A 23884-nucleotide genomic window follows, 5' to 3' on the forward strand; every position below is an offset into this window, starting at 1 on the left:
TTGCGGTGGGCTAGTTTTGCGGGTTGAGTCGGTTGGCAATCAGGGCGACGACAATCATCGGCAGCGATACCCCAAGGCAGATCAGCCATTGGTTGAGGGTTAGGGGCGCAGTAGAGAACAGGAAGTTCATCAGGCCCACCTGGCTAAAGATGATTTGAAAGATAATCGCCACCACAATGCCGTAGCCGATCGCCGAGACATCGCCCAGGGGCACCTTGAGCCCGCGCAGGCGAGCCGCCACCGAGGCCCAAAACTGGCTGATGCTGAGCAAGTAGATAATTCGCCCGGCCACCAGAGCCTGAATCGCCATAGTGCGAGCCAGGGGAATGTCGCCCGTGGTGCGGCGAATCCACTCAAACATACCGAAGATCAAAATCCAGTTGAATACTGAGATTAAGACGATGCGCTTGAGCAAGTCTTTGGAGAGCAGCGGCTCGTTGGGGTTGCGCGGCGGACGATTCATTAAATTGTGCGACTTGGGCTCAAAGGCCAAGGGCACGGTCATGGCGATGGAGTTGACCATGTTCAGCCACAGCACTTGTAGCGAGAGAATCGGCAGTACGTCGCCGCGCCCGATCAGCACGCTGAGCAGAATGGTCATTGACTCGCCACCGTTGACCGGCAGAATGAAGGCGATCGCCTTCATCAGGTTGCGAAACACATTGCGCCCCTCTTCCACCGCCGCCTCAATCGAGGCAAAGTTATCGTCGGTGAGAATCATATCGGCGGCTTCTTTGGCCACCTCGGTACCGGCATTGCCCATGGCGATGCCAATGTCGGCCTGTTTTAGGGCGGGGGCATCGTTGACGCCGTCGCCGGTCATCGCCACAATGTGGCCCTTCGATTGCAGGGCCTCCACCAGGCGCAGCTTTTGCTCAGGGGCGACGCGGGCAAACACGGCCCCATTCTGCACGGCGTTGGTGAGTTCCGACTGTTCTAACTGGGCCAGGTCTCGACCGGTGTAGGCGATTACCTCGTCGAGCATGCTCAGGTTCATGCGATCGGCGATCGCTGCGGCTGTCACCTTATGGTCGCCCGTGATCATCTTCACCTCAATGCCTGCGGTCTTGCAGGCCTGCACCGCCTTGATCGCCTCGGCGCGGGGCGGGTCGATCATGCCCTGGAGGCCCAAGAAGGCCATGCCTTCTTTTAGATCTGCGTGGTCAATGTGGTGGCCGCGAAAGGCCTTGCCCGCAAAGGCCAGCACCCGCAACCCCCGCGAGGCCATGCGCTCAGCCTGTAGCAAAATGCGATCGCGCCCTGCATCATCGAGGGGGGCAGCGGTACCGTCAGAGCCCAGCAGGCGATCGCAGCGGCCCACCACCGCCTCCACCGAACCCTTCGCCAGCAGCCACTGGCCCTCGGTATCCTGCTGGTGCAGGGTGGCCATGTACTGAAACTCAGACTCGAAGGGGATGCTGTCGATGCGCGGGTAGCTGTGGTTGAGCTCTGTGCGGTCAAACTTAGCCTTGCGGGCGGCCACCAGCAGCGCCCCCTCGGTGGGGTCGCCCACCACGCCCCAGGCGCGATCTTTGTGCTCTAGTTCGGAATCATTGCAGAGCATGCCCACGATCAGGCACTGGCGCAGAGGCGCAGGCATGGCATCGAGGGGTAACGGGTTATCTTCGCCGTCGCGCAGTTCGCCGTGGGGGTTGTAGCCCTCGCCGGTCAGATCGTAGTGGCGATCGCCCGCGTAGATACTCTGTACCGTCATTTGGTTTTCGGTCAGGGTGCCGGTTTTATCAGAGCAGATCACCGTGGCGCTGCCCAGGGTTTCGACCGCAGGCAGCTTGCGCACAATGGCGTTGCGGCGGGCCATGCGCGACACCCCAATCGCCAGGGTAATGGTGACCACAGCGGGCAACCCCTCAGGAATGGCGCTCACCGCCAGGGCCACGGCAGCCTCAAACATTTGCAGCGGCGAGTTGCCCCAAGCCATCCCCACCGCAAAGGTCAGGGCCGCCACGCCCAAAATGACGTAGAGCAGGGTTTTGCTAAAGCGGTCAAACTTGCGGGTCAGGGGCGTGACCAGAGTAGTGCTCTCGTTCATCAGCTTCGAGATCCGCCCGGTTTCGGTATTGAGACCGGTTTCGACCACAATGCCTTCGCCCTGACCAAAGGTGACAAAGCTGCCCGCGTAGGCCATGTTGTGGCGCTCGGCTAGGGGCGTATCGGCGGCCAGCGATTCTAAATGGGGCTGCTTTTCCACCGCCACCGACTCGCCGGTCAGGCTCGACTCGTTGATTTGCAGGGTGCGGCCCCGCAGCAGGCGTAGATCGGCGGGCACCTTGTCGCCGGAGGTCAGCAGCACAATGTCGCCGGGCACCAGATCCCGCGACGACACCTGCATCTGCTGGCCGTCACGGCGCACCATGGCATCGGTGGTGACGGAGGAAGCCAGGGCTGCGATCGCGTTTTCGGCCTTAGACTCTTGCACAAAGCCGATGATGGCGTTGATCACCGTCACGCCCCAGATCACCCCGGCGTTTACCCAGGAGCCTAGCAGCGCCTTGATTAGACCGGCAATCAGCAGAATGTAGAGCAGCGGCTGATTAAATTGCAGCAAAAACAAGACGATCGCGGGCTTGCCTGCCTTACCCTTTAGCTCGTTGGCCCCGTAGCGCTCTAGCCGAGACTGGGCCTCCTGGGCTGACAGCCCAGTCTCGGGGTCAACCCCTAGCTGCTGGGTAATCTTTTGGCCTTCAAGCTGGTGCCAGATCAGGGTGGGGCGGTCTTGGGGTTTGGGGGTCGAAAGCTGTTGAGTCACAGCTAGAGTCTCCGTCGGTGGGCAGGATGCGCCTAGGCTTCAGGCGACTTCTGGAAAACTTTCTCCCTAATGGTGGGCAGTGCCCACCCTACGGTGGCTACAGTCGTCGGATACAGCGGGGAGCTTCTTTTCTAGAAATCTCCTTAAGAGCCTGGTCACTCAAATCAGCCAAAAGGAAGGGGCTAATTTATTACCCTAGTCCAATTTCTAAACCTGGGCTTCCATCGACAGACGTAGCCAAGAGAGATTGGGGGAGAGCGCCAGAATAAGCCCAGGCCAATACCTCTACGGTAAGGGGTAGGGCTTGGCCCAGACCGGGTTCGACACCAGAATTAACTCTCGCAGCGGCAGGCGAGATACCCTCGACGCCACCCGAGGATTGCCTAAATTGGGCTATCCTAACTACCGTGCCGCAGAGCCATGACACCTAGGGAAAGCCATGATTAACGAGGCCGCCCAAGCACAACTGCAAACGCTGCTCGAGGCAGGCCGCTTTGACGCAGCCCAGGCCTTGCTGAAGCCGATGCAGTCTGCTGACGTAGCCGACGCCATTGACGAGCTGCCCGAAACCCTTCAGGCGGTGGCCTTTCGCCTGTTGCCCAAGGATGAGGCGATCGAGGTATACGAGTATTTGCCGGGGCGAGTGCAGCAGTCGCTGCTCGAAGACTTTAAAAACCCCGAGCTGCTAGAAATCATCGATCGCATGTCGCCCGACGATCGCGCCCGGCTGTTCGACGAACTGCCTGCCAAGGTGGTGAAGCGGCTCACTCAGCAGCTCAGCCCCGCCGAGCGTGAGGCCACCGCCCGCCTACTGGGCTACCCCCCCGACAGCGCCGGGCGGATTATGACCTCAGAGTTTGTGGCCCTGCGCGAAACCTTCACCGTCGAGCAGGCCCTCGATCGCATTCGCCACCTGGCCGAAACCTCCGAGACCATCTACACCCTCTACGTGCTCGACGATTCTCGCCACCTAATTGGTGCCCTCTCGCTGCGCGATCTGGTGGTAGCCCAGCCCGATCGGACCCTACAAGACCTGATGCGGCGCGAGATGGTCTACGTGCACACCGACACCGACCAAGAAGAAGCGGCCCGCCTGATTCAGCGCTACGACTTTTTGGCGCTGCCCGTGGTCGATAGCGAGCAGCGCCTAGTCGGCATTGTCACGATTGATGACCTGATGGACGTGCTCGAAGCCGAGGGCACCGAAGACATCTATACCGCAGGCGGGGTGCAGAGCGGCGGCGACAGCTACTTTCAAACCAATCTGATCACCGTGGCGCGCAAGCGAGTGGTGTGGCTGTTTATTTTGCTAATTACCAACACCGGCACCAGCGCCGTGATCAAAGGGCAGGAAGAACTGCTTGAACAGGTGGTGATTTTGGCGGCGTTCATTCCGCTGCTAATTGACGCCGGGGGCAACGTCGGTGCCCAATCGTCAACAGTGGTGATTCGCGGCTTAAATACTGACGAAGTCAGGTCGTCGCAAATGGTGAATATCGTCTGGCGCGAAACCCTAGCCGGAGCCATGCTGGGGGTGCTGCTGGGTATCGCCGTCACGGTGTGGGCCTACTTCCTCCAGGGCGACTGGGGTGTGGCCCTGTCGGTGGGCATTAGCCTGATTGCAATTTCGGTGCTGGCCTCCTTCGCGGGGTCGGCCCTGCCGTTTTTGTTTAAGGCACTCAAATTTGACCCCGCGCTGATGTCGGCCCCTTTCATTACCACGGCGGTAGATGTGCTCGGGGTGCTGATCTATCTCAATGTGGCGGGGGCAATTTTGGGGATTTAGGGGGCGGGGGCGGGGGCTAGGTGGCAGGTTGCCAAGTCGGAACCCGAACAACCCACCCTTGCCCCTCCCAGGAGGGGATACCCGATACCCGAACAACCCACCCCTGCCCCTCCCAGGAGGGGATACCCAATACCCAATACCCGATACCCGGAACCCGAACAACCCACCCCTGCCCCTCCCAGGAGGGGATACCCGATACCCAATACCCGAACCCATACCCATGTCCCACCCAACCGCGATTGTGTTACTTTCTGGTGGCCTCGACTCGGCTACCGCTGCCGCTCAGGCGATCGCCGATGGCTTTGCCCTCACCGCTCTGTCTTTCAACTATGGTCAGCGGCACCAGCGAGAGCTAGAGGCGGCGAAGGCGGTGGCACAGCATTTTGCGATCGCCGATCACCGCTTTATCGATGTCAACCTGGCCCAGTGGGGCGCGTCATCGCTCACCGACTTGACCCAGACCCTGCCCCAGGCAGCCCCCCAAGCTGACATTGAGGCGGGCATTCCCTCCACCTATGTGCCGGGGCGCAATACGGTGTTTATCGCCCTGGCTCTGGCTCTGGCTGAAGCCAAGGGGGCCAAAGCGGTGTACCTGGGTATCAACGCGGTCGATTATTCCGGCTATCCCGACTGTCGGCCTGAGTACCTGGCGGCGTTTCAGCAGCTGGCGCAGCTTTCGTCCAAGGCGGGGCTAGAGGGTCATGCGCCCCAGCTCGTGGCCCCCCTGGTGACAGACTCTAAAGTGGATATTGTGCGGCGGGCTGTGGCGCTGGGGGTACCGATCGCCGCAACCTGGTCATGCTACGAGGGTGGGGCTGTGCCCTGTGGGCGCTGTGACTCGTGCCGAATTCGCGATCGCGCCTTGATCGAAGCGGGCTATCCCGAGTTGGCCAGCCCCATCGTGAGCCAGGCATGCCCCTAGTTTTTTGACAGTGCCCGTAGGGGAATGTGGCACAGTGTAATAAGCTGCATGGCAGGCCCTGCCCTCAGATAGTAGACAACGCTTGCACAACCCCTCTGTACCCTCGCCTATGCCCTGGCCTCGAATAATTAGCGGATTGGTCGCCATTGTGGTTGCCCTGACCATGATTGGGCTGGGGGGTTGGTACTTTACCCTGGGGTTTGGGGTGCTGATCTTTTTGGGTCAGCTCGAAATTTTTGCGCTAGTCAAGGCAAAGGGCATTTTGCCGGCGACCAAAACTACCCTGGTCGTCAGCCAGCTGTTGCTCATCACCGCCCACCTGTCACCCAACCTGGCCGATGCGCTGCTGCCCATCAGCGGTACCTTTATCTGTTTTTATTTGCTGTTTCAACCCCAGGTCGCCACGATTGCCGACGTGGCAGCATCGATTTTGGGCCTGTTCTACGGTGGCTACCTACCCAGCTTTTGGGTGCGCCTAAGAGATCTCGGCGATGCCAGTGCAACCGCTCTGCCCCTAGGCGGCTATTGGCCCGAGACCTGGCCCCCTGACCTCAATGCGCTTCCCTATGGGCTAGTGATCACCCTGCTGGCCTTTGCCTGTATCTGGGCCTCCGACATTGGGGCCTACACCGCCGGAAAAATGATTGGCCGCACGCCGCTGTCAAACATCAGCCCGAAGAAAACTGTAGAGGGGGCAGCTTTTGGCATGCTGGGCAGTACGGTCGTAGCCATTGTCGGCAGCTACTGGCTGCAATGGCCTTTCTGGCTAATGACTGGAGCTGCTCTAGGCCTCATGGTGGGTACCTCTAGCCTACTGGGCGACCTAACCGAATCGCTGATGAAAAGAGATGCCGGGGTCAAAGACTCTGGAGCCCTGATCCCCGGCCACGGCGGTATTCTAGACCGCACCGATAGCTATGTGTTTACGGGCGCACTGGTGTACTTTTTTGTTACCCTGCTGCTGCCCACGCTTTCTCAGGGTTAGCGACCCCGCATTTCCCAAAAGTTAAGCTCTTGGCGGATGCGATCGCGCTCCTGGGGCGATGCAAACCGCAGCTGGTGGCGCAGTTCGCCAATTACCTGCCGCCGCTCACCCGAATTTTTAGGTTCCATCATTTCGACTCCAAACTGTAGCGATAGTTACAGTTTAGCCGAGGTAAGCGTGCAGTAAAGGCTCCCTTACAATTCTTTGGATGTAGAGGCGTAGCATGCTACGCCCCTACGGGGTTCCTGACTTTAGGATCGGGCAGCTTAGTGGTGATCAGCGCCGCCGCCAGCACAAACAGACTCGACACCCATAGGCAGCCCACCAGGCCAAACCACTGGTAAAACAGCCCCGAGGTAATCGTGCCCAGCAGCCGCCCGCCCGAGTTGGCCATGTAGTAAAAGCCCACATTCAGGGTCACGTCTTTGTCTTCGGTGTAGGCCAGTACCAGGTAGGAGTGCACCGCTGAGTTGAAAGCAAACACAATGCCGAACCCAATCAGGCCCACCGTCACCGCGATGTCGCCGCGCACGCCTAACCTCAGCATTAGGGCAATAAAGGCGGGAATCGCCGTCAACATTGAGGTCCAAAACAGAATCGTCTTGGCCCTGGGCACCACTTTCCCGGCGCTGTTTTTTCGTAATAGCTGGGGTGCTAAAAACTGCACCATGCCGTAGCCAATTACCCAAATGGCCATATAGGTGCCCACCTGCATAAACCGCCAGCCCAGCACCTCGTACAAAAATACCGGCAGTGCCACCACAAACCACACGTCCCGCGAGCCGAACAAAAAGAACCGCGCCGCCGACAGCACGTTGATCTCCTTGCTCTTAGAAAACAGCTGGCGAAAGGTCACTTTTTTGCCAATCTTGCCCATGCCCGCAGGCAGCAGCGACCCAGAGATCAAAATTACCCCCAGCACCGCCGCCTGAATCAGCAGTGCCGGGCGAAAGCCCACCCCCTCCAGCAGGGCCGCCCCCACAAAGAAACCCACCCCCTTCAGCGCATTTTTTGACCCGGTCAGCACCGCCACCCATTTAAACAGCCGCGATTCGGCCTCTTTGGGCACCACCAGGCGAATGGCGCTCTTAGAACTCATCTTGGTCAGGTCTTTGGCAACGCCCGAAAATGCCTGGGTCAGCATCACAAAACCCACCTGCACCGGCACCGCCCAGTCGGCGTTCAAAAAGCTCAGCATCACCAGGGCAAAAATTTGCAGGGCAATGCCGCCGTAGAGGGTCTGCCGAATGCCCACCTGGGAGCCAATCCAGCCGCCCAGAAAATTGGTCACCACACCAAAAATTTCGTAGAAGAGAAACAGCATGGCGATCTCAAAGGGCGTGTAGCCCAGCACATGAAAGTGCAGCAGCACCATCATCCGCAGGGCACCGTCGGTGATGGTAAAGCCCCAGTAGGCGGCAGTGATGATCGCGTAGTTGCGCAGGCTCTCAGGCTTGAAGGTGGAGGGAGTCATAGAGGTAGGGTGGGCACTGCCCACCATTCAATAAGAGGTAGAGGTAGGGTGGGCACTGCCCACCATTCGATAGTGCTGCTGACCAGAACAATAAGGCTGCTGTCCAGAATTCGCACCAGAGCTAGGGGATCAGAGGCTCTGGGCCACCTTGCGGGCCAGCTCGGCCATGCGGCAGGAGTAGCCCCACTCGTTGTCGTACCAGGCGAGAATTTTCACCTGGGTGTCATCCACTACCAGGGTAGAAAGGGCATCGACAATGGCAGAACGCGGATCATCTTTGTAGTCCACCGACACCAGGGGCCGGGTTTCGTAGCCAAGAATGCCGTGGAGTGGGCCATCGGCAGCGGCTTTGAGCAGCTGGTTCACCTCCTCGACGGTGGTGGGGAGCGCCACTTCAAACACGCAGTCGGTCAGCGACGCATTGAGCAAAGGCACCCGCACCGCTAAACCATTTAGTTTGCCGGCCAGTTCGGGGTAGATCAGGGCGATCGCTGTCGCCGACCCCGTCGTCGTCGGAATCAGCGACAGGCCCGTGGCCCTGGCACGGCGCAGGTCTTTGTGGGGGGCGTCGACAATGGTTTGGGTGTTGGTGTGGTTATGCACGGTGGTAATCACCCCGTGGCGAATGCCCAGTCCTTCGTGGATGACTTTGACCACCGGGGCCAGACAATTGGTGGTGCAGGAGGCCGCTGTTAGCAGGTGGTGCTCTACCGGGTTGTACAGGTGGTCGTTAATGCCGTAGACCACGTTGAGCGCCCCCTGTTTGACCGGAGCGGCAACAATCACTTTTTTGACGCCCTTGTCGTAGTAGGGGGCCAGGGTTTCGGTGGTGCGAAACTTGCCGGAGCACTCTAGCACCAGGTCTACGCCATAGTCGGCCCAGGGCACGGCTCCGGGGGATGCACCGCTGCTGACGCTGAGGGGCACACCGTCGATGGTGACCTTTTCGCTGCCCACGGCCTCGACATCGCGAGCCCATCGCCCGTGGACGGAGTCAAACTTGAGCAGGTGCGCCGCCGCCTCAGCCCCCCCCTTGATCTCGTTGATGTGGACAAACTCCAGCTCGGGGAAGGCCCAGCCCGCCCGCAGCACCAGCCGCCCAATGCGACCAAACCCATTGATAGCCACTCTAACCATGCGTTTTATTCCCTTAGCGATCGCATCAAAACCCAAGCAAACGGTTCAGTGGCCAAAATCCATTCCCCCTGACCAACCTGCCTCATTTCAAAAAAAGTTGATGCTTCGATTATTTCAACAAAATTTGATTTGTCAAGTTGTGCAGACTACATCCCCTGGGGTTCGAGCGATCGCCGCTCTGTGCTTACCAGAGCCATCGGTGCCCTGCGGCACGCTAGTGGGCGTACGCGCGGCGCATATGGTCGCAGGTGACATGGTTTGTGGTCTCTGGAAGACCGCGATCGCATGCCAAAAACCCTTTATTTAACCTAACAGTGGCAGTTTTGCCCCGGTCGTTGGAGTAAAATCTCGACACACCGTTGAGGCTGGACCAATGCTAGATCGCTTCTGGGAAGTGCTGGGGTACGTCTTTGCCCTCAACGACGAAGCCTTTCGCATTGCCACCACGCTACCGGCGGGGAGACGTTTGGCGCTGCTGGTAGTGCTACTGGCGGGCCTCTCCCAGGGCATTGGCCAGAGCATTATTTTGTTTGTCAATCAGGTGCGACCCGCCCGGTTTGGGCTCAGCCTGGTGATTAATGCGGTGCTGTTTGCCTTTGGCTTTTTGGCCCTGGTACTGAGCACCTGGCTGGTCACCCTGGCCCCCTGGTCCCAGAGTTTGCCCCTGAGGCCCCTGGTGACGGTGCTGGGGTTGGCCTACGCACCGCTGTTGTTTAGTTTTTTAGGGGCGCTGCCCTACCTGGGCATGCCCATTCTCAACCTGCTGTCGGTGTGGCACCTGCTGGCGATGGTCGTGGGGTTTGGGGCGATCGCAAATCTTGGCCTCAGCAACGCCTTCAACTACGTAGTTTTGGGCTGGGTGATGCTGCAAATTTTGCAAACTACCGTGGGGCAACCGCTGGCCAGCCTGGGCAAGCGCATTGCCAACCGGGCCGCCGGAGTAGACCTCGTCACGAACCGTCGCGACCTGGCCGATTCGTACCGCGAAAACCTAGCCCAAACCCCCACCCGCTGGCAGGAGGAATTTACCCAACGCATCAGCGCCTTTAGCCAGGGGAATGTGGTGGCGGCAGTCACGGGAGAACCTACGGCCCTGGCAACAGCAGGCGGCGGTGCTGTGATGTCTGTAGACCCTGGCCCCAATGGCGAACGACTGTGGCCCCACTTCAAACCCTTCCTGGGGCTGCTGGCCATGGCCGTGCTGACGGTGGTGGTGCTGGCGCTGCTGCGCCCAATTCGCGAGTGGTGGTTTGGCTGGCTGGGCGGGCTGCCCAACCTGGTACTGCTAGGGCTCAACTTTCTGTGGATTGGCATTGTCGCCTTAGTGGTAGCTGGGCTGTTGGCCCCCCTCGAAACCCTGGGCTGGTGGGCGGGCTGGTACGACGACGAGGTCAACACCACCGTCAACGCGGGCGAACTGGCAGAGCCAGTGGCCGACCCCAGCCAGGTCAGCCGCTACGTGGTGTATCTCGACGGCATTGGCATTTCCAGCTTTGAGTACCTACCCGACATCGAAGAATTTCTCGACACCCTGGCCCCACACATGCCCCAGGGCGTGGCGCTGATTCGCGGCATCATGCCCTACTCGGTAATGAACGCGCCCCTGGACGAAGACCGCCCCCTGTCGTTTCTATGGCGCTACGCCGACAAGCTGCGTTTCGCTAACCCCATGAGCGTGCTGGGCCTACTGGTCAACATTCGCAACGTGCTAATTGTGGGGGTGTCTGCCGACAAGCGCTACGGGCCGCTCTATAACCAGGGCATTGCCCAGGTGGTGTTTAACGGCCTGGTCAAGAATGGCTACCGGGTGGGCAGCGGCATCCCCGTCACCCTGATGGGCTACAGCGGCGGCGGACAGATGTCTTGCGCCAGCGCCCCCTACCTGAAGCGCGCCCTGGGTGCCCCCATCGACGTGATTTCGTTAGGCGGGGTGATCAGCGCCAACATCAATCTGCTCCAGCTGGAGCACCTCTACCACCTGTCGGGAGAGAAAGATGTGGTCGAAAAGCTCGGCCCCAAGATTTTTCCCGGTCGCTGGCCGCTGTTTCCCCTCTCCTTCTGGAACCGGGCGAAGCGGCGGGGCAAAGTTTCCTTCGTTTCGCTGGGGCCGGTGGGGCACCAGGTGCCGGGGGGCATTCTCGACCCCAACCTGATTCTGCCCGATGGCCGCAGTTCCCTGGCGCAGACCATCGACACCATCAACGCCATTCTGCGCGGCGACATGCTTGAGGCCGAGCTAGAGCGGGGCGGCAAAGCCAACAACTACGACATTTTTGCCGCTCACCCCCTGGTGCAGTACCAGCACTACCCCCTCGATCAGCGGCCCGATCCGGCCCTGTACCTACCCCTGGGCGACTGGGTAGGACGGCTGATTTTACCCGCTAAAGCGGAACGGTTTGGCGGGGTCTTCTACGAAATTCACCACACGCCGGAGGATCATCGGGGCCTGGTGGGTCAGGTGGTCAAGCTGCGCTGGTCTGACCAGCCCCTCACCCAGCAGATGGTGCAGGCGGTCACCCACGACGTGCATTTTAGCGCCGATGCTGAGTACGCCAGCCGCGTTGGCGGTGTGATCAACCCCGTGCGGCTGAACCACTGGCTGCGGGTCGACCCGCTAGAATCTCTGGCCGGGTCGCTGCCGGACGACGACCTGATCGCGGTGGTCGAAAACCCCCAGGTGGTGCTGGATAAAAGCGGGGTGACGCTCTTGATCAACACCCAGCCGATGGAGGTGACCGGGCGCTACTACGGTCTGGTGCAGTTTGTGGAGCCGGTGGCAGGTACTGACCAGTGGCGGGTACGCCACTTTAGCCGGACCCGTCGCGCCTTTGACGGGCCTGAGGACCGGGTCAGCCTCCCCCCCGTCGCCACCATGGATGTCTATGGCAGCGAACCATCGACAACGCGGGATCTAGAAAAATCGCCCTACAACGAGTCGGGTTGGTACATCTACGGGGCGCAGAACGCCAGTGGCACCTTTGTGGTGCAGGCCCTCGGTCCCCGCGCCCTGTTTCGCCTCCAGCCCGATCGCGTTGTGTTTGGTGGGGCAAAACCGGCTTACCGCTACATTCGCAAAGAATCGTGGGCCGATGTGGTGGCCCAGAAGGGCCGGGTTAGCTCGGTGCTCTGTACGGCGCGGGATAACGGTCGCCCGGAGGCGATCGCAGCGGCGATTGACGAGTGGCAGGTGGGCGATCGCGCCCTCATCCTGCACACCTACGGCGGCATTGGCGGCAACCACAAAGAACCCTCCGCCGCCACGCCAATTTTCTTTGGCCACTTTGCCTATGGGCGGGCTGAAGTAGTGCACGACCCCTTAGCCGACGAAAAGCGATTTGAGATTCGCTACTACCAGGTCTACGCCCACAACATCGATGGGCTAATTGCGGGCACGATTCATTGGTCGCGGTACCAGGGCGATCGCCAGCGGGGCTGGCTGGGCACCCGCCCCACCTGCGATATTGTGGTCAAGCTCGACGCCTTTAGCCGCTTCTACTACTTCAATGACGAGCGCCGCTCTCCCCTGGGCCGCATGGAAGCTCACCTGCAAGCGATGACCGCCCGCTACCGCATTGGCGACGGCACCGGCGGCACCTTCGTTGGTCCGTCCAACAACTGCTCCCAAGACTCGAACCAGGCGCTGTTTGCCAGTTTGCAGGGCACCAGCCAAAGCCTCAGCCACCATATCGAAGCCCTGGTCACTCAATACCCCGACCAGGCTGCCCCCCTGCGCCAGCTTGCCGCCTTTGGCAACGATCTCAAAGACACCCTGCAACCCCTGGGCGGTCTGCGCCCCGCCTGGGAGAAAAACGAATTTAACCTGGGCAGCTCCATCGAAGACGAGCCCATTCGCAACTTGATCATGGGCCTGGGTAGCTGGCGCACGGTGTTTCCCCGCAAGGCCAGCGATGTGGTGGTGCACAAGTTTCTCAAGTACGGCGCATCGGCCTGGGTGCTGCGGACTAGCCAGGTGGGCGGCCACGACCCCGACATCGAACCGATCGCACCAATGACGTTTTAGGCGGTGACCTAGCATCCCTGCGGTGCATTGCTTCGCGAATGCACCCTACAAGACTTTAAAGATTAGGCTTGACGCTGCACTAGCGGCGAGGAGTGTAGGCGGTGACCTAGCATCCCTGCGGTGCATTGCTTCGCGAATGCACCCTACAAGACTTTAAAAATTAGGCTTGACGCTGTACTAGCGGCGAGGAGTGGTTGACTTTAGCAACTTTTATGTTGTTAAACTAAATGAGTATTTCTACTGAATAATGCTGCTATGACCCAGCAACTGCCCAGCACCAAGGGAATTACCCTCCATCAAATGGAGGTGTTTGAAGCGGTTGCGCGCCACGGCAGCTATACCAAAGCCGCTGAGGAGCTGTATTTGAGCCAGCCAACGGTGTCAATACAGGTTAAGCAATTGTCTAAGACTATTGGGTTGCCCCTGTTTGAGATGATGGGCAAAAAGCTCTATCTGACTCCCGCTGGCGATGCCCTGCTCTCCACCTGTCGTCAAATTTTGGCTCAGCTGTCGACCCTCGACGATGCCCTACTAGAATTTCAGGGGCTAGAGCGGGGGACCGTCAAAGTGGCCACCGTTGAAAGCGGCAAAACCGCCTTGATCAAACAGCTCAAGCCGTTTATGGATAGCTACCCTGGGTTAGAGCTATCGCTGTATATCGGCAACCATCGGCAGTTGCTGTCGCGGCTGCAAAATAATGAGGATGATATCTATTTGTTTAGCCTGCCTCCGGCCCTAAACGGGGTTGAGGTGTTTCCCTGTATGGAGGTACCGCTGCACCTGGTCACCCACCGGCAGCATCCCCTGGCAGAGCAAGCGGTGGTGACACCCCAGCAGTTGGCTCAGGAGTCGTGGATTTTGAGCGAATGGGGGTCGGCCAGCCGCCAGCTATTGGAGGAATTTTTTGCAGCCCAGTCGATCAAGGTGCGCCGCCGGCTAGAGTTGAGCAGCTATGAGGCGATTAAGGCCAGCATCTATGCGGGGTTAGGTATTGCGGTGCTGCCCGCATCGAGTTTGTCTCAGGCCGAACTCGACGCTGACCTAGCGATCTTGCCAGTGCCTGAATTCGCCCTGCGAAAGCAATGGCATTTGGCTTATCTCAAGGGTAAGTACCTCTCGCCGGGGGCCAAGGTCTTTTTAGACCATGTGCTACAACGCTATGCCATTCCTGGTTCGAAAGTTTGAACGCCTAGGGCCGTGGCTATAATCAATCAGCGATGACTCTGGCCTTGATGCTGGAGTTGAGCCGTTCGACCGGAGGCATCAGCGATGAGCATCACCCCAGCCGAGGCTTTTCCGGCCTCCAAGCCCAAGCTGACGACGGTGGGACGGTTTATGCAGTACTTTGCCCCATATCGCCAAGAGCTGCCGATCGCACTGTTGCTAGTTGCCATTGGGGCTACGACCCAGGCGATCGGGCCGCTGCTGATTGGCTGGTCCATCGACAATCTGATTCTGCAAGGCAACCTGCCGGGCCTGCTGTGGATGCTGGTGGCGTTGAGTGTGACCTATCTGGTGGGCGTCTGGGCCATTCGGGGACAAATTTGGCGCATGGGCGGCATTGTGCAGCGGCGGCTGGGGCAGCTACGGCAGGATATTTTTGACAAGATCCAGAGTTTGCCGGTGAGCTTTTTTGATCGCAGCGAAGCGGGCGATCTGATGAGCCGCCTGCTCAACGATGTGAACACGGTGAATCAGGCCTTTGGTCTAACTATTCCCCAGGTGCTGGGCCAGACCTTTAGTTTGGTAGGCATCATCATCGCCATGCTGTCGATCAATGTGCAGCTGGGGCTACTGAGCAACCTGGTGGTGCCACTGATGATTTTTACCACGGGGTTTTTCTCGCGCTGGGCCAGAAGCCGTTTTCGCCTCACCCGGCAAACCATCGGCGACCTGTCGGCCAAGCTGGAAGAAGACATTGGCAGTGTGCGCGAGGCCCAGGCCTTTAACCGCACCCAGCTCAACATTGAAGAATTTGACAGTCTCAATGCCGCCAACCGCAAGGCCAATGTGCAGGCGGTGGCGGTGACGGCGGCGTTTTTGCCCTCCATCGACTTTCTCAACACCCTGGCCACCGCTGGGGTGATGGCCTACGGCGGCTACCTGGCGGTAACCGGGGTGATGACGGTGGGCACGGTGACGGCCTTTGTGCTCTACGTACAGCAATTCTTTCGGCCTATCCAGATTCTCAGCCAGTTTTATACCCAGGCTCAGTCGGCCCTGGCGGGGCTCGATCGCATTTTTCTGCTGCTCGACGAGCCAGCCAATCTGCACGATGCGCCCAACGCCACCGAAATGCCGCCGATTGAAGGCGAGGTGCGGTTTGAGGCGGTGGGGTTTGGCTACACCCCCAACCAGCAGGTGCTGAAGGGCATTGACCTCTGCGCCCAGCCGGGGCAAATGGTGGCACTGGTGGGGCCGACGGGGGCGGGCAAAAGCACGATCATCAACCTGATTATGCGGTTCTACGATGTGTCGGCGGGCGCGGTACGCATTGACGGGGTCGATGTGCGCCAGGTTACCCAGGCCAGCCTGCGCCGCCAGATTGGCATTGTGCTGCAAGATAACCTGCTGTTTAGCGGCACTGTGGCCGAGAATATTGCCTTTGGCGTGCCCCAGGCCAGCCAGGCCGACATTGAAGCAGCGGCCCAGGCGGCGAATGTGCACGAGTTTATTACCTCCCTGCCCCAGGGCTACAGCACCCGCCTGGGGGAGCGGGGCACACCCCTGAGCCAGGGGCAGCGGCAGTTGGTAAGCATTGCCCGAGCCGTGCTCATAGACCCACGAATTTTGCTGCTGGATGAGGCGACGAGCAGCATTGATACGCGCACCGAAGGGCTGGTGCAGGATGCGATCGCCACCTTACTCCACAACCGCACCAGCTTTGTGATTGCTCACCGCCTCAGTACGGTGACCCAGGCCGACCAGGTGCTGGTAATTCAGCAGGGCGAGATTGTTGAGCAGGGCACCCACACGGAGCTAATGGCTCTCAATGGCATCTACAGCAACCTCTACAGTTTGCAGCTAGGGGCTGATTGAGGCGATTGGCGGCTAGGGTAGAGTGCGATCGCCCCAGAGACCTTTAAAGCAAAAAAATCCCCTGGGGGCAGCTAAGACTAAGATCTTAGCTGTCCCCAGGGGGTATACCAAATCCGTCGCTGCCCCACGCTTTTACGGGGCAGCGATCGCGTTATCTTAGCGCTTGCCCAGCCACTTGGCGGCGATCGCGCCGACAGCAGCACCCACCAGCGGGTTGCTGAAGAATTTCATAATCGTCGGCTGATCGGCCAGCACATCTTGGAAGATATCGGGGTGGCTGTGGTAGGTGAAGGCAGCCAGCTTGGTAACATCGTCTTCGTTCATGCGGCTAGCGTGGTGGGTCGATAGCCCCAGCTGCTTCTCCAGATCGCGATCGCTCAGGCCACGTCCTTTGAGGTGCTTGAACAGATCACGGGCCACGTCGTCGCGCTCGTGGGGCTTGATCTGAGAAATTGCCTTACGCAGTTCGGGCTCCATCTGGCTAGAGGGAATGCGATCGGGGTGAAACCCACGGCCAATCATTTCGCGACGCTCATCGCGAGACGACCGTTTGGCAAAATCGTCAAAGTTGGCGTACTCTTTCTCAGGCGTGGTGGCCTTTTCGTCAATGCCGTGAACGTTGCCACCGGCCAAGTCATTCATGATTTGGCGTTTGTAGTCTTTGCTGCTAGTCATGAGAGTCTCCTAATTGGGTTGCGGTTTCGCCAATCGCCTATCGGTATTCGACCTGGCGGGTGGTGTCGTCGTAGTTGGCGGTTAAAATCAGCTCTTTGTCGGGGGCATAGACCAACACACTCAGGTCGCGGTTAGGGAATTTTTTGTGGAACCCCTGCACCAGCGACTGGGCCAAAGGCTTAACTTCCCGAGGGGCCACATCAGGGGAGATGACGACACCGAGTTTATCGTTGTCGCGCACAAAGGCATCGCTAACGAGCCCACGAGCGGTTTCCATCACCCAGCGGCCATAGCTTTCGCCGCTGGCTGTATCGCCACGCTCAAGTTGGCTGTAGGCGGGGGCGAGACTGGGAGCAGTGCTGGTTTGGGTCGCGCTGCCGCAGGCACTGGTGGTCAACAAAATTACCCCCAGGCATAGGGCAATTACCCCTCGTCGAATCGATTTCAAAATAGTCACAGGTTTTTCCTCAACGGGTGCAGTACAGTCAACGGTCTAGGCAACGGTTGGGCCGCAGGTTGGACGCTACCTAGCGCCTAGGCCCTAGCGGCGATCGCCCTGGGGATAGCCCTGATCCATCGGGTGGTCGACCCGGTTGTAGGGGTTGTCTCGACCAGGGGCAACGCTCAGGTCGTGGTTGGGGTCGCCATTGAAGGTGGCGTTGGGAGACCCGGCGCGAGCAGCGGTGGCGTCATCGGCCACAGGATAAACACCCCAGTCTTCGATGCCAGCGGTTCTGAGGGTACGCTCAGCGCGGGCAATCTCAGGTTCGGTGTCTTTGAGCATGATCAGGTAATCGCCCTGGTGAACCCGGTCGCGGTAGTGCTTAGCCCGGTGTTCAGGAATGCCCATGCCCACTAAGGCTCCGACTAAACCGCCTGCAGCGGCACCCGCCGCTCCGCCTGCCAGCGCCGCTAGGGCAGTGGCAGCTTCCCCAGCCAGTAATGCCGGGCCGATGCCAGGAATCACTAGGGTACCGAGACCTACCAGCAGGCCGGTGACACCACCGAGCACACCGCCAGTCACCGCTCCCACTGCGCCACCGGTATCGGCATGGTTGCCTGCTTCGTTGTTGACGCTGACACCTGCGATCGCGTTTTGGCGTTCGGCGTCTCTGGCAATGACCGAAACATGGCTCATCCTAAAGCCAGAGTCGCTCAGGGCCTGGAGGGCCGATGCTGTGGTGGGGCGATCGCGGAAAACGCCCACCGCTCGTCTGTGAATATGTTGCGAAGCCATTAATGCTTCCTCCTCTGATGCGAAGCCGACAACCGTTGCGAATCGGGTTGTGAATCTAGCAACCGTTGTACTTCTACTGGTTTAACGGGTAAAGCAGCCTGGTTTCATCGTTCCTTAGAAGTATTGAAGATTACAGAAAGGCAGAGATTGACGCTCTAACCCAACATCGCCGACTTCACCCCCTAGTCCCAATGCCATAGAGCACATCAAGCAGCGCATACAAAATCCGCTTTGAACCCACAAAAAAAGGCCAGGCCGGAAACGGCTGCATCCGCCCATCGGCAAACATCAGGCAGGCGTAGATCATCGGCCAAACCCCCATCAGCCAAAAAATCGCCAGCAGATAGGCATTGATTTCACCCCACTGTAAAGTCACTAACCGTTGGGCAAAAGACCAGGTGTAGGGGCGATCGAGCGGGGCCAACCAAAGGGTATAGATGATAAAACTTATCCAAATTCCGGCTAGGATAACCCGTCTAGCCACGGTGCTTGCTGCTATTTCTTGATCCCACAGACTTGTTAATAAACTTGATTGTGTAGGAGAGAAACGGGCTTTGTGCTCTATCTCAGTAATGGCCCTAAATCATCAGCGATACCTAATCGAAATCACATAACCCCGACTCAAAAAAGGCAAAACCATGGGGGCAAAGAGCTTTTGCCCAGAGGCATTGGGAATAGCTAAGCAGAATTTTTGATCAGTAGGCATGAATGGACAGGCCAAGGGTAAAAAGCCTATACATGTCGTTCTAACCATAGACACTCACTGCTTTGTCTATCTTAAGAAGGCTGCTTCTACCTAAGGGTTCTGCCTAGGGAGGGACGTTGCAGGGTGCGTTTTTGCTTAGGCTACTGAGACCACGGGGCAATCAAATAAATTCTCAAAAGCTGATTATTTTGGCCCCTTGTTTTTGGCCCCTTGTTTCTGGTAAAGAAAGGACTCATATGATGAAAAGTTGGTTTTCTTTTGGTTTAAAGGCTATTGCAAAACCTTTGGCCGCAATGGTTGTGGGTGTCATGGTACTGTTTGGGTTCTCTCAAACGGCTGCCCTTGCTCAACCCATGCCCACCACCCCAGCACCCACCTCGCTGATTGCGCTGGCAGCTTCGTCTCGCTTTGCAGCCAACAAAGAACTTGAAGGACAAGAGCCGATCATTTCAGAATCTCGGTTAGAAGAAATGCGAGAGCAGCGGCGGGAGTGGCAAAGCGAAGCCTCGGCAGCGGCGGCAGCAGCCCTAGACAACACCACCACTGAAGACACGGTAGGTGGCACGGTTAAAGACAAGCTAAACCTAGAAGAAATCACCGAAGAAAACGAAATTGTCGGCAGAATCAAAAATTCTCAGGACAAATAAATCGGGGTCAATAAGTTAGTTATTCATAGATAACCCCTGCTCTGGGCTTAGCCAGAGCAGGGGTTATCTATTTCACCCCTGAGTTACGCCTTAAGAAAGATTAGCTTGGGGCCTTAGCTCTGTAGCATGAAGCCGTGTCAGCCGTGGCTCTTTCTGGTCACTGCTCCTGGTAATTGGTTTAGGAATCAATCTTTGCCAGGCTCTACCGGAGTCTGCTGGCACCGAGCTACTGCAATAACAGGACATTGATTTTTGCCATGCTAAACATTTTAACGATACTGATGACTCCAATTCGCTCTCTGCTAAGGGCTCTCCCCCTGAGCCGTGCTCTAGCGGTGGGTCTAGCCGGGTTGCTCATGGCGCTGGCGATCGCCCCCGCCCCAGCCCTGGCCGCCCGAGACAACCCAACCCTGCCCCGCGAGATCAACAAAACCTTGCAAGACGACGACTCTGACCGGCCTAAAACCATGGGCGAGTGGCAGGCCGAAGCTCGTGAGACCGAGGGCCGGCCCCTAGAGCGGGCCAAGCGAATTGTCGAAGAGTCTGCTGATGCGGTTAAAGACTGGGCTGAGCTTTACCCCGATGTGGCCGAGAGAAGCATTCCCGCCCTTCAGGATAACTAGGCCCTTGCTCAGGGCCCTTGCTCAGGACAGACTGATCTGTTTAGGCCGAGTCGCACCGGAATCATTGACGTAATCGAAGAGGAGGCACCGATGCCAATTCGCACACTTTTTGTGGCGTTATCTCTGTTCGTCTTAGCTGGGTTTTTAGGCTTTCAGCTAGAACTCACGATCCCGACTCGACCCCCTGATTTGGCGGCCACCTACACGCCGATTACCCAGGCCGCCCCAGCGGCCTGGGTTCCTATGATGTTTTGGGCCACAGGGTCAGCCAGGCCGACGCCGCCCAACTGTTGCAGACCGAAGCCGGACAGCAGCAGCTTTCGCCCAACAATGCCCATCCTACGCGGGTTTTATATTTAATTGAGCCTTCCTACTTAGCTATAACTCAAAAAGTCCACCCATTAAAACGGGTGGACTTTTTTAAGCGTATTGATGTCTTATAGCAAGATTTATCTATTTGATTGCGTAGGAGCATTGTCGTGCAATGCCCCTACGGATTATCGGTTACAAATCGGGGTTGTATAACTCAGATTTGGCATTGTCCAGGGTGACTATGCACCGATAAAAGTACGACATCAATTAGATTGTCACGGCCTCAATATCTATTCATAAACTTCAGCTTCGGCTTCTTTTTTCTTTTGCTCTTTCTTTTTGGCTCCTTTTTCGTTAAGGTTATCGACGAATTCTGTGATTCGCTCTTCGTTCTTTTCGGCGTAGGACTTATTCTTTTCGTCAGTCATAGGATTAACCTCAGTGATTGAGCTGGCGTAATCGACAGATACAATCTATTCAACATTCTCGGCGTCACCCTCTACTGAATGAGTGATTTGGAAACAAAGCTGAAGCATTGTCAGGATGCTTGACTAGCGATCGCAGTAGCGTTGTCTATCCTAGGTCAAACGACAACGACTTCTTATCAAAGGTAGCGATCGCGCCCAATACACCGCCCGCATTAGATAGATTTGTTTTGCCCTACCGCCAGAACTATTGCGTTTGATAGATGGCTAAAAACCAATATCTTGCGATAGTGGGCACGGGCCTAGCCTACAAAAATCCACCCAGAAACCTCTGTAGAAGATTTTGAGTAATGCTAATGGTAGGGGCGTGAATTATGGTGCAGTTCAGTTATCATGCGTCCCACGAGCAGTTTCCTCCTAGTCTGCTGCTAACCTATGCGCAGCAGGCAGAACAAGCGGGATTTCAAGCCATTACCTGTTCCGACCACTTTCACCCCTGGAGCGAACGTCAGGGTGAAAGCGGCTTTGCTTGGTCGTGGTTGGGGGCGGCTATGCAGGCCGCGTCGCTGCCTTTTGGGGTGGTCTGTGCGCCAGGACAGCGCTACCACCCGGCCATCATTGCCCAGGCAGCAGCCACCCTGGGGGAAATGTTTCCCGATCGCTTTTGGGTCGCCCTGGGCAGCGGGCAGGCTATGAACGAAGCCATTACTGGCCCTACCTGGCCGATTAAAGCCCAGCGTAATGCCCGGCTTAAAGAATGTGTAGACATCATGCGCGCCCTGTGGGCAGGCGAAACCGTCACCCACCACGGGCTGGTCTGTGTTGAAGAAGCCAAACTCTACACTCGAGCGGCCCATCCCCCCCAAATTATGGGCGCGGCCATTACCCCCAAAACCGCTGAGTGGGTGGGCGGCTGGGCCGATGGGTTAATCACCATTTCTCACCCCCACGACAAACTGCGGCAGGTGGTTGAGGCCTTTCGGCGCGGTGGCGGCGAGGACAAACCGATGTATCTCAAGGTGCAACTCTCCTACGCCGAAGATGACGAAACCGCCTTGACCGGGGCCTACGACCAGTGGCGCACCAATATTTTTGACAGCCCGGTGCAGACCGATTTTAGGCACCCCCAGCAGTTTGATGCCGCTGCCAGTTTTGTAAAGCCGGAGGATATGTATGACCACGTACGCATTGCCGCTGACCCCCAGCAGCATATTGACTGGTTGCAGAAGGATATAGACCTGGGGTTTGAGACGATTTCGTTGCACAACGTCAATCGAGGTCAGCAACGGTTTATTGATGTCTTTGGCGAGCAGATTTTGCCTGCGCTTCAGTCAGTCAGGCCACGAGAGTAATTGGGATGGGTCTGGGGCTGTTTAGCCGGGCAACGTCAACATTCTTGCCCCTGCCCTCTGATCAATCGTGGATGTGGCTGGGTTGGATTAGGAAGAAGAATAGGTTGGATTAGGAAATTGCCATGCTAGATCTTTGGTATAAGAATGCGATTATTTATTGTCTCGACATCGAGACCTATAGGGATGGCAACGGCGACGGGGTAGGCGACTTTGTGGGGCTGACCCAGCGCCTAGATTATTTATCAGGGTTGGGCATTACCTGTGTTTGGCTAATGCCGTTTTACCCCTCCCCCAACAAAGACAACGGCTACGACGTAATGGATTACTACAGCGTCGATCCTCGGTTGGGCAGCCTCGGTGATTTTGTGGAATTTTCTCGCCAGGCGGAGGAGCGGGGTATTCGCGTCATTGTCGATCTAGTGGTCAACCACACGTCCGATCAACATCCTTGGTTTCAAACGGCCCTGCAAGATAAAAACTCTAAATATTGGGACTATTACCTGTGGTCAAAGGAAGAACCCGAAGACATTGAAGAAGACATTATGTTTCCGGGGCTGCAAGATACTACCTGGACCTATGCGCCTGAGGCCGAAGCTTACTACGCCCACCGGTTTTACGACCATCAGGCCGATCTAAATATTACCAACCCGGCGGTGAGGGAAGAAATTCAGAAAATTATGGGATTCTGGCTACAGCTAGGGGTCTCTGGATTTCGTATCGACGCGGCCTCCCACCTAATCGAACTGCGCCAGGCCGACAACCTATTTGAAAAGGTTGACGATCCGTTTATTTACATTGACGAAATGCGCGATTTCCTCTCCTGGCGGCGGGGCGATGCGATTTTACTGGCCGAAGCCAACGAACCTGTCGAAGAATTGCACCACTACTTCGACGGTGGCGATCGCATGCAGATGCTGTTTAACTTCTGGAGTAATCAGCATTTCTTTTTAGCCCTGACGCGCGGGGAGGCCGCCCCTCTAATTCAGTCGTTTAAAGACCTGCCCTCTGTGCCTAAAATTGGGCAGTGGGCCAACTTCATCCGCAACCACGACGAGTTGACCCTAAACCACCTGTCCGACGATCAGCAAGACGAAATTGCGGCGGCAATGGCCCCCGATCGCGACACCATGTGGGTTTTCGATCGCGGTATTCGCCGCCGGTTTGCCCCCATGGTCGATGGCGACCCACAACGACTCAAGCTCACCTACAGCCTGCTGCTGACTATGCCGGGGACCCCGGTGCTCAACTACGGCGAGGAGTTGGGGATGGGTGACGATCTCACCCTTGATGAGCGCAAGCCCGCGCGCACCCCCATGCATTGGTCTACGGCACCGAACGGCGGGTTTTCGACGGCCCCTGCCGACCAACTGGTGTTGCCGGTCATTGCTGAGGGTGACTACGGCTACAAACAGATCAATGTCACGACCCAGCAGCAAGATGCTGAGTCCCTCTTGAACTGGATGGAGCGGGCCATTCGACTGCGGAAAGAATGCCCTGCCTTTGGCTGGGGTAAATGGCAAATTTTAGAGGTAGATCAGCCGAGCATTTTTGCCCATCGCTGCGAGTGGCAAGGCCATGTGGTGATTGCGGTCCACAACCTCAGTCAAGCCGATTGTGAGGCGACCTTAACCCTGCCAGAAGACGGGGGCCGCTGCTTGATTGATCTGTTTACCGATCAATCGACCGAGGTGAGCCAACAGTCTTCCTACACAATGCAATTAGCGGGGTATGGCTACTGTTGGCTGCAAGCCTGTGAGAAAACCGGGTAGCGCCTGG

20 protein-coding genes are annotated in these 23884 nt (G+C 57.7%); 10 read left to right on the forward strand and 10 right to left on the reverse strand.

Going from position 1 to position 23884, the window contains the following annotated elements; all coding sequences use genetic code 11:
- Positions 1 to 10 precede the first annotated feature (10 nt).
- Positions 11 to 2767 (reverse strand): cation-transporting P-type ATPase, encoded by a 2757-nt coding sequence (locus RRF56_RS05220; RefSeq protein ID WP_317036574.1) that lies wholly within the window; start codon positions 2765 to 2767, stop codon positions 11 to 13.
- Positions 2768 to 3206: 439 nt separating this feature from the next.
- On the opposite strand from RRF56_RS05220, the gene mgtE reads away from it, so the two are divergent.
- The 3 genes from mgtE (at position 3207) to RRF56_RS05235 (ending at position 6460) form a co-directional block, all read left to right on the forward strand.
- Positions 3207 to 4553 (forward strand): magnesium transporter, encoded by a 1347-nt coding sequence (gene mgtE, locus RRF56_RS05225; RefSeq protein WP_317036575.1) that lies wholly within the window; start codon positions 3207 to 3209, stop codon positions 4551 to 4553.
- A 220-nt stretch (positions 4554 to 4773) separates the two neighbouring features.
- Complete coding sequence (gene queC / locus RRF56_RS05230; RefSeq protein WP_317036576.1) at positions 4774 to 5475, forward strand: 7-cyano-7-deazaguanine synthase QueC; 702 nt, start codon at positions 4774 to 4776, stop codon at positions 5473 to 5475.
- 109 nt (positions 5476 to 5584) lie between these two features.
- Complete coding sequence (locus RRF56_RS05235) at positions 5585 to 6460, forward strand: phosphatidate cytidylyltransferase (RefSeq protein WP_317036577.1); 876 nt, start codon at positions 5585 to 5587, stop codon at positions 6458 to 6460.
- On the opposite strand, the gene RRF56_RS05240 is transcribed toward RRF56_RS05235, so the two are convergent.
- The 3 genes from RRF56_RS05240 to RRF56_RS05250 form a co-directional block, all read right to left on the reverse strand.
- Positions 6457 to 6591, reverse strand: coding sequence for a hypothetical protein (locus RRF56_RS05240; protein WP_317036578.1), 135 nt, complete (start codon positions 6589 to 6591; stop codon positions 6457 to 6459). The genes RRF56_RS05235 and RRF56_RS05240 overlap by 4 nt on opposite strands.
- A 95-nt stretch (positions 6592 to 6686) precedes the next feature.
- A complete protein-coding gene (gene arsJ, locus RRF56_RS05245) occupies positions 6687 to 7934 on the reverse strand; it encodes an organoarsenical effux MFS transporter ArsJ (RefSeq protein WP_317036579.1) in 1248 nt (415 codons plus the stop codon).
- Positions 7935 to 8063: 129 nt separating this feature from the next.
- On the reverse strand, positions 8064 to 9071 hold the full coding sequence (locus RRF56_RS05250) for an ArsJ-associated glyceraldehyde-3-phosphate dehydrogenase (protein ID WP_317036580.1): 1008 nt from the start codon (positions 9069 to 9071) through the stop codon (positions 8064 to 8066).
- Positions 9072 to 9444: 373 nt separating this feature from the next.
- Here RRF56_RS05250 and RRF56_RS05255 point away from each other — a divergent pair, with 373 nt between their 5' ends.
- The 3 genes from RRF56_RS05255 to RRF56_RS05265 all read left to right on the forward strand — a co-directional run bounded on the left by RRF56_RS05255 (position 9445) and on the right by RRF56_RS05265 (position 16131).
- Positions 9445 to 13092, forward strand: a complete 3648-nt coding sequence (locus tag RRF56_RS05255; protein ID WP_317036581.1) for a CAAX protease — start codon at positions 9445 to 9447, stop codon at positions 13090 to 13092.
- Between the two features lie 255 nt (positions 13093 to 13347).
- The gene (locus tag RRF56_RS05260) at positions 13348 to 14277 is read left to right on the forward strand and encodes a LysR family transcriptional regulator (protein ID WP_317036582.1); all 930 of its coding nucleotides are present in this window, start codon (positions 13348 to 13350) and stop codon (positions 14275 to 14277) included.
- 84 nt (positions 14278 to 14361) lie between these two features.
- Positions 14362 to 16131: an ABC transporter ATP-binding protein gene (locus RRF56_RS05265; RefSeq protein ID WP_317036583.1), complete on the forward strand. Its 1770-nt coding sequence runs from the start codon at positions 14362 to 14364 to the stop codon at positions 16129 to 16131.
- A gap of 156 nt (positions 16132 to 16287) precedes the next feature.
- Here RRF56_RS05265 and RRF56_RS05270 read toward each other — a convergent pair whose 3' ends face one another.
- The 4 genes from RRF56_RS05270 to RRF56_RS05285 form a co-directional block, all read right to left on the reverse strand.
- Positions 16288 to 16806 (reverse strand): hypothetical protein, encoded by a 519-nt coding sequence (locus tag RRF56_RS05270; RefSeq protein WP_317036584.1) that lies wholly within the window; start codon positions 16804 to 16806, stop codon positions 16288 to 16290.
- A 37-nt stretch (positions 16807 to 16843) separates the two neighbouring features.
- Positions 16844 to 17263, reverse strand: coding sequence for a hypothetical protein (locus tag RRF56_RS05275; protein ID WP_317036585.1), 420 nt, complete (start codon positions 17261 to 17263; stop codon positions 16844 to 16846).
- Positions 17264 to 17347: 84 nt separating this feature from the next.
- Positions 17348 to 18043: a general stress protein gene (locus tag RRF56_RS05280; RefSeq protein ID WP_317036586.1), complete on the reverse strand. Its 696-nt coding sequence runs from the start codon at positions 18041 to 18043 to the stop codon at positions 17348 to 17350.
- A 175-nt stretch (positions 18044 to 18218) separates the two neighbouring features.
- Entirely contained in the window at positions 18219 to 18527 is a 309-nt protein-coding gene (locus RRF56_RS05285; RefSeq protein ID WP_317036587.1) for a hypothetical protein, read from the reverse strand.
- 575 nt (positions 18528 to 19102) lie between these two features.
- Between RRF56_RS05285 and RRF56_RS05290 the strand changes: the two genes are divergently transcribed.
- The gene (locus tag RRF56_RS05290; RefSeq protein ID WP_317036588.1) at positions 19103 to 19396 is read left to right on the forward strand and encodes a hypothetical protein; all 294 of its coding nucleotides are present in this window, start codon (positions 19103 to 19105) and stop codon (positions 19394 to 19396) included.
- 281 nt (positions 19397 to 19677) lie between these two features.
- Positions 19678 to 20019, forward strand: a complete 342-nt coding sequence (locus RRF56_RS05295) for a hypothetical protein (RefSeq protein WP_317036589.1) — start codon at positions 19678 to 19680, stop codon at positions 20017 to 20019.
- 200 nt (positions 20020 to 20219) lie between these two features.
- Here the strand turns inward: RRF56_RS05295 and RRF56_RS05300 are convergent, their stop codons facing one another.
- Both RRF56_RS05300 and RRF56_RS05305 read right to left on the reverse strand, forming a co-directional pair.
- On the reverse strand, positions 20220 to 20357 hold the full coding sequence (locus tag RRF56_RS05300) for a hypothetical protein (RefSeq protein WP_317036590.1): 138 nt from the start codon (positions 20355 to 20357) through the stop codon (positions 20220 to 20222).
- Positions 20358 to 20621: 264 nt separating this feature from the next.
- Positions 20622 to 20759 (reverse strand): hypothetical protein, encoded by a 138-nt coding sequence (locus RRF56_RS05305; RefSeq protein WP_317036591.1) that lies wholly within the window; start codon positions 20757 to 20759, stop codon positions 20622 to 20624.
- A 371-nt stretch (positions 20760 to 21130) separates the two neighbouring features.
- On the opposite strand from RRF56_RS05305, the gene RRF56_RS05310 reads away from it, so the two are divergent.
- Positions 21131 to 22108: a TIGR03885 family FMN-dependent LLM class oxidoreductase gene (locus tag RRF56_RS05310; protein ID WP_317036592.1), complete on the forward strand. Its 978-nt coding sequence runs from the start codon at positions 21131 to 21133 to the stop codon at positions 22106 to 22108.
- Positions 22109 to 22230: 122 nt separating this feature from the next.
- The gene (locus RRF56_RS05315) at positions 22231 to 23877 is read left to right on the forward strand and encodes an alpha-amylase family protein (protein WP_317036593.1); all 1647 of its coding nucleotides are present in this window, start codon (positions 22231 to 22233) and stop codon (positions 23875 to 23877) included.
- Positions 23878 to 23884: the final 7 nt, after the last annotated feature.

The sequence above is a fragment of the Nodosilinea sp. E11 genome, assembly GCF_032813545.1.
GTDB lineage: Bacteria > Cyanobacteriota > Cyanobacteriia > Phormidesmidales > Phormidesmidaceae > Nodosilinea.

What these genes read in the sequence shown, in the direction of transcription:
- RRF56_RS05295 (WP_317036589.1), top strand. Translation starts at nt 19,678, where the DNA reads ATGACTCCAATTCGCTCTCTGCTAAGGGCTCTCCCCCTGAGCCGTGCT.
- RRF56_RS05280 (WP_317036586.1), bottom strand. Translation starts at nt 18,043, where the DNA reads ATGGCTTCGCAACATATTCACAGACGAGCGGTGGGCGTTTTCCGCGAT.
- RRF56_RS05315 (WP_317036593.1), top strand. Translation starts at nt 22,231, where the DNA reads ATGCTAGATCTTTGGTATAAGAATGCGATTATTTATTGTCTCGACATC.
- RRF56_RS05240 (WP_317036578.1), bottom strand. Translation starts at nt 6,591, where the DNA reads ATGATGGAACCTAAAAATTCGGGTGAGCGGCGGCAGGTAATTGGCGAA.
- RRF56_RS05300 (WP_317036590.1), bottom strand. Translation starts at nt 20,357, where the DNA reads ATGGGCATTGTTGGGCGAAAGCTGCTGCTGTCCGGCTTCGGTCTGCAA.
- RRF56_RS05250 (WP_317036580.1), bottom strand. Translation starts at nt 9,071, where the DNA reads ATGGTTAGAGTGGCTATCAATGGGTTTGGTCGCATTGGGCGGCTGGTG.
- queC (WP_317036576.1), top strand. Translation starts at nt 4,774, where the DNA reads ATGTCCCACCCAACCGCGATTGTGTTACTTTCTGGTGGCCTCGACTCG.
- RRF56_RS05305 (WP_317036591.1), bottom strand. Translation starts at nt 20,759, where the DNA reads ATGACTGACGAAAAGAATAAGTCCTACGCCGAAAAGAACGAAGAGCGA.
- RRF56_RS05255 (WP_317036581.1), top strand. Translation starts at nt 9,445, where the DNA reads ATGCTAGATCGCTTCTGGGAAGTGCTGGGGTACGTCTTTGCCCTCAAC.
- arsJ (WP_317036579.1), bottom strand. Translation starts at nt 7,934, where the DNA reads ATGACTCCCTCCACCTTCAAGCCTGAGAGCCTGCGCAACTACGCGATC.
- RRF56_RS05235 (WP_317036577.1), top strand. Translation starts at nt 5,585, where the DNA reads ATGCCCTGGCCTCGAATAATTAGCGGATTGGTCGCCATTGTGGTTGCC.
- RRF56_RS05290 (WP_317036588.1), top strand. Translation starts at nt 19,103, where the DNA reads ATGCCCACCACCCCAGCACCCACCTCGCTGATTGCGCTGGCAGCTTCG.
- mgtE (WP_317036575.1), top strand. Translation starts at nt 3,207, where the DNA reads ATGATTAACGAGGCCGCCCAAGCACAACTGCAAACGCTGCTCGAGGCA.
- RRF56_RS05270 (WP_317036584.1), bottom strand. Translation starts at nt 16,806, where the DNA reads ATGACTAGCAGCAAAGACTACAAACGCCAAATCATGAATGACTTGGCC.
- RRF56_RS05260 (WP_317036582.1), top strand. Translation starts at nt 13,348, where the DNA reads ATGACCCAGCAACTGCCCAGCACCAAGGGAATTACCCTCCATCAAATG.
- RRF56_RS05265 (WP_317036583.1), top strand. Translation starts at nt 14,362, where the DNA reads ATGAGCATCACCCCAGCCGAGGCTTTTCCGGCCTCCAAGCCCAAGCTG.
- RRF56_RS05310 (WP_317036592.1), top strand. Translation starts at nt 21,131, where the DNA reads ATGGTGCAGTTCAGTTATCATGCGTCCCACGAGCAGTTTCCTCCTAGT.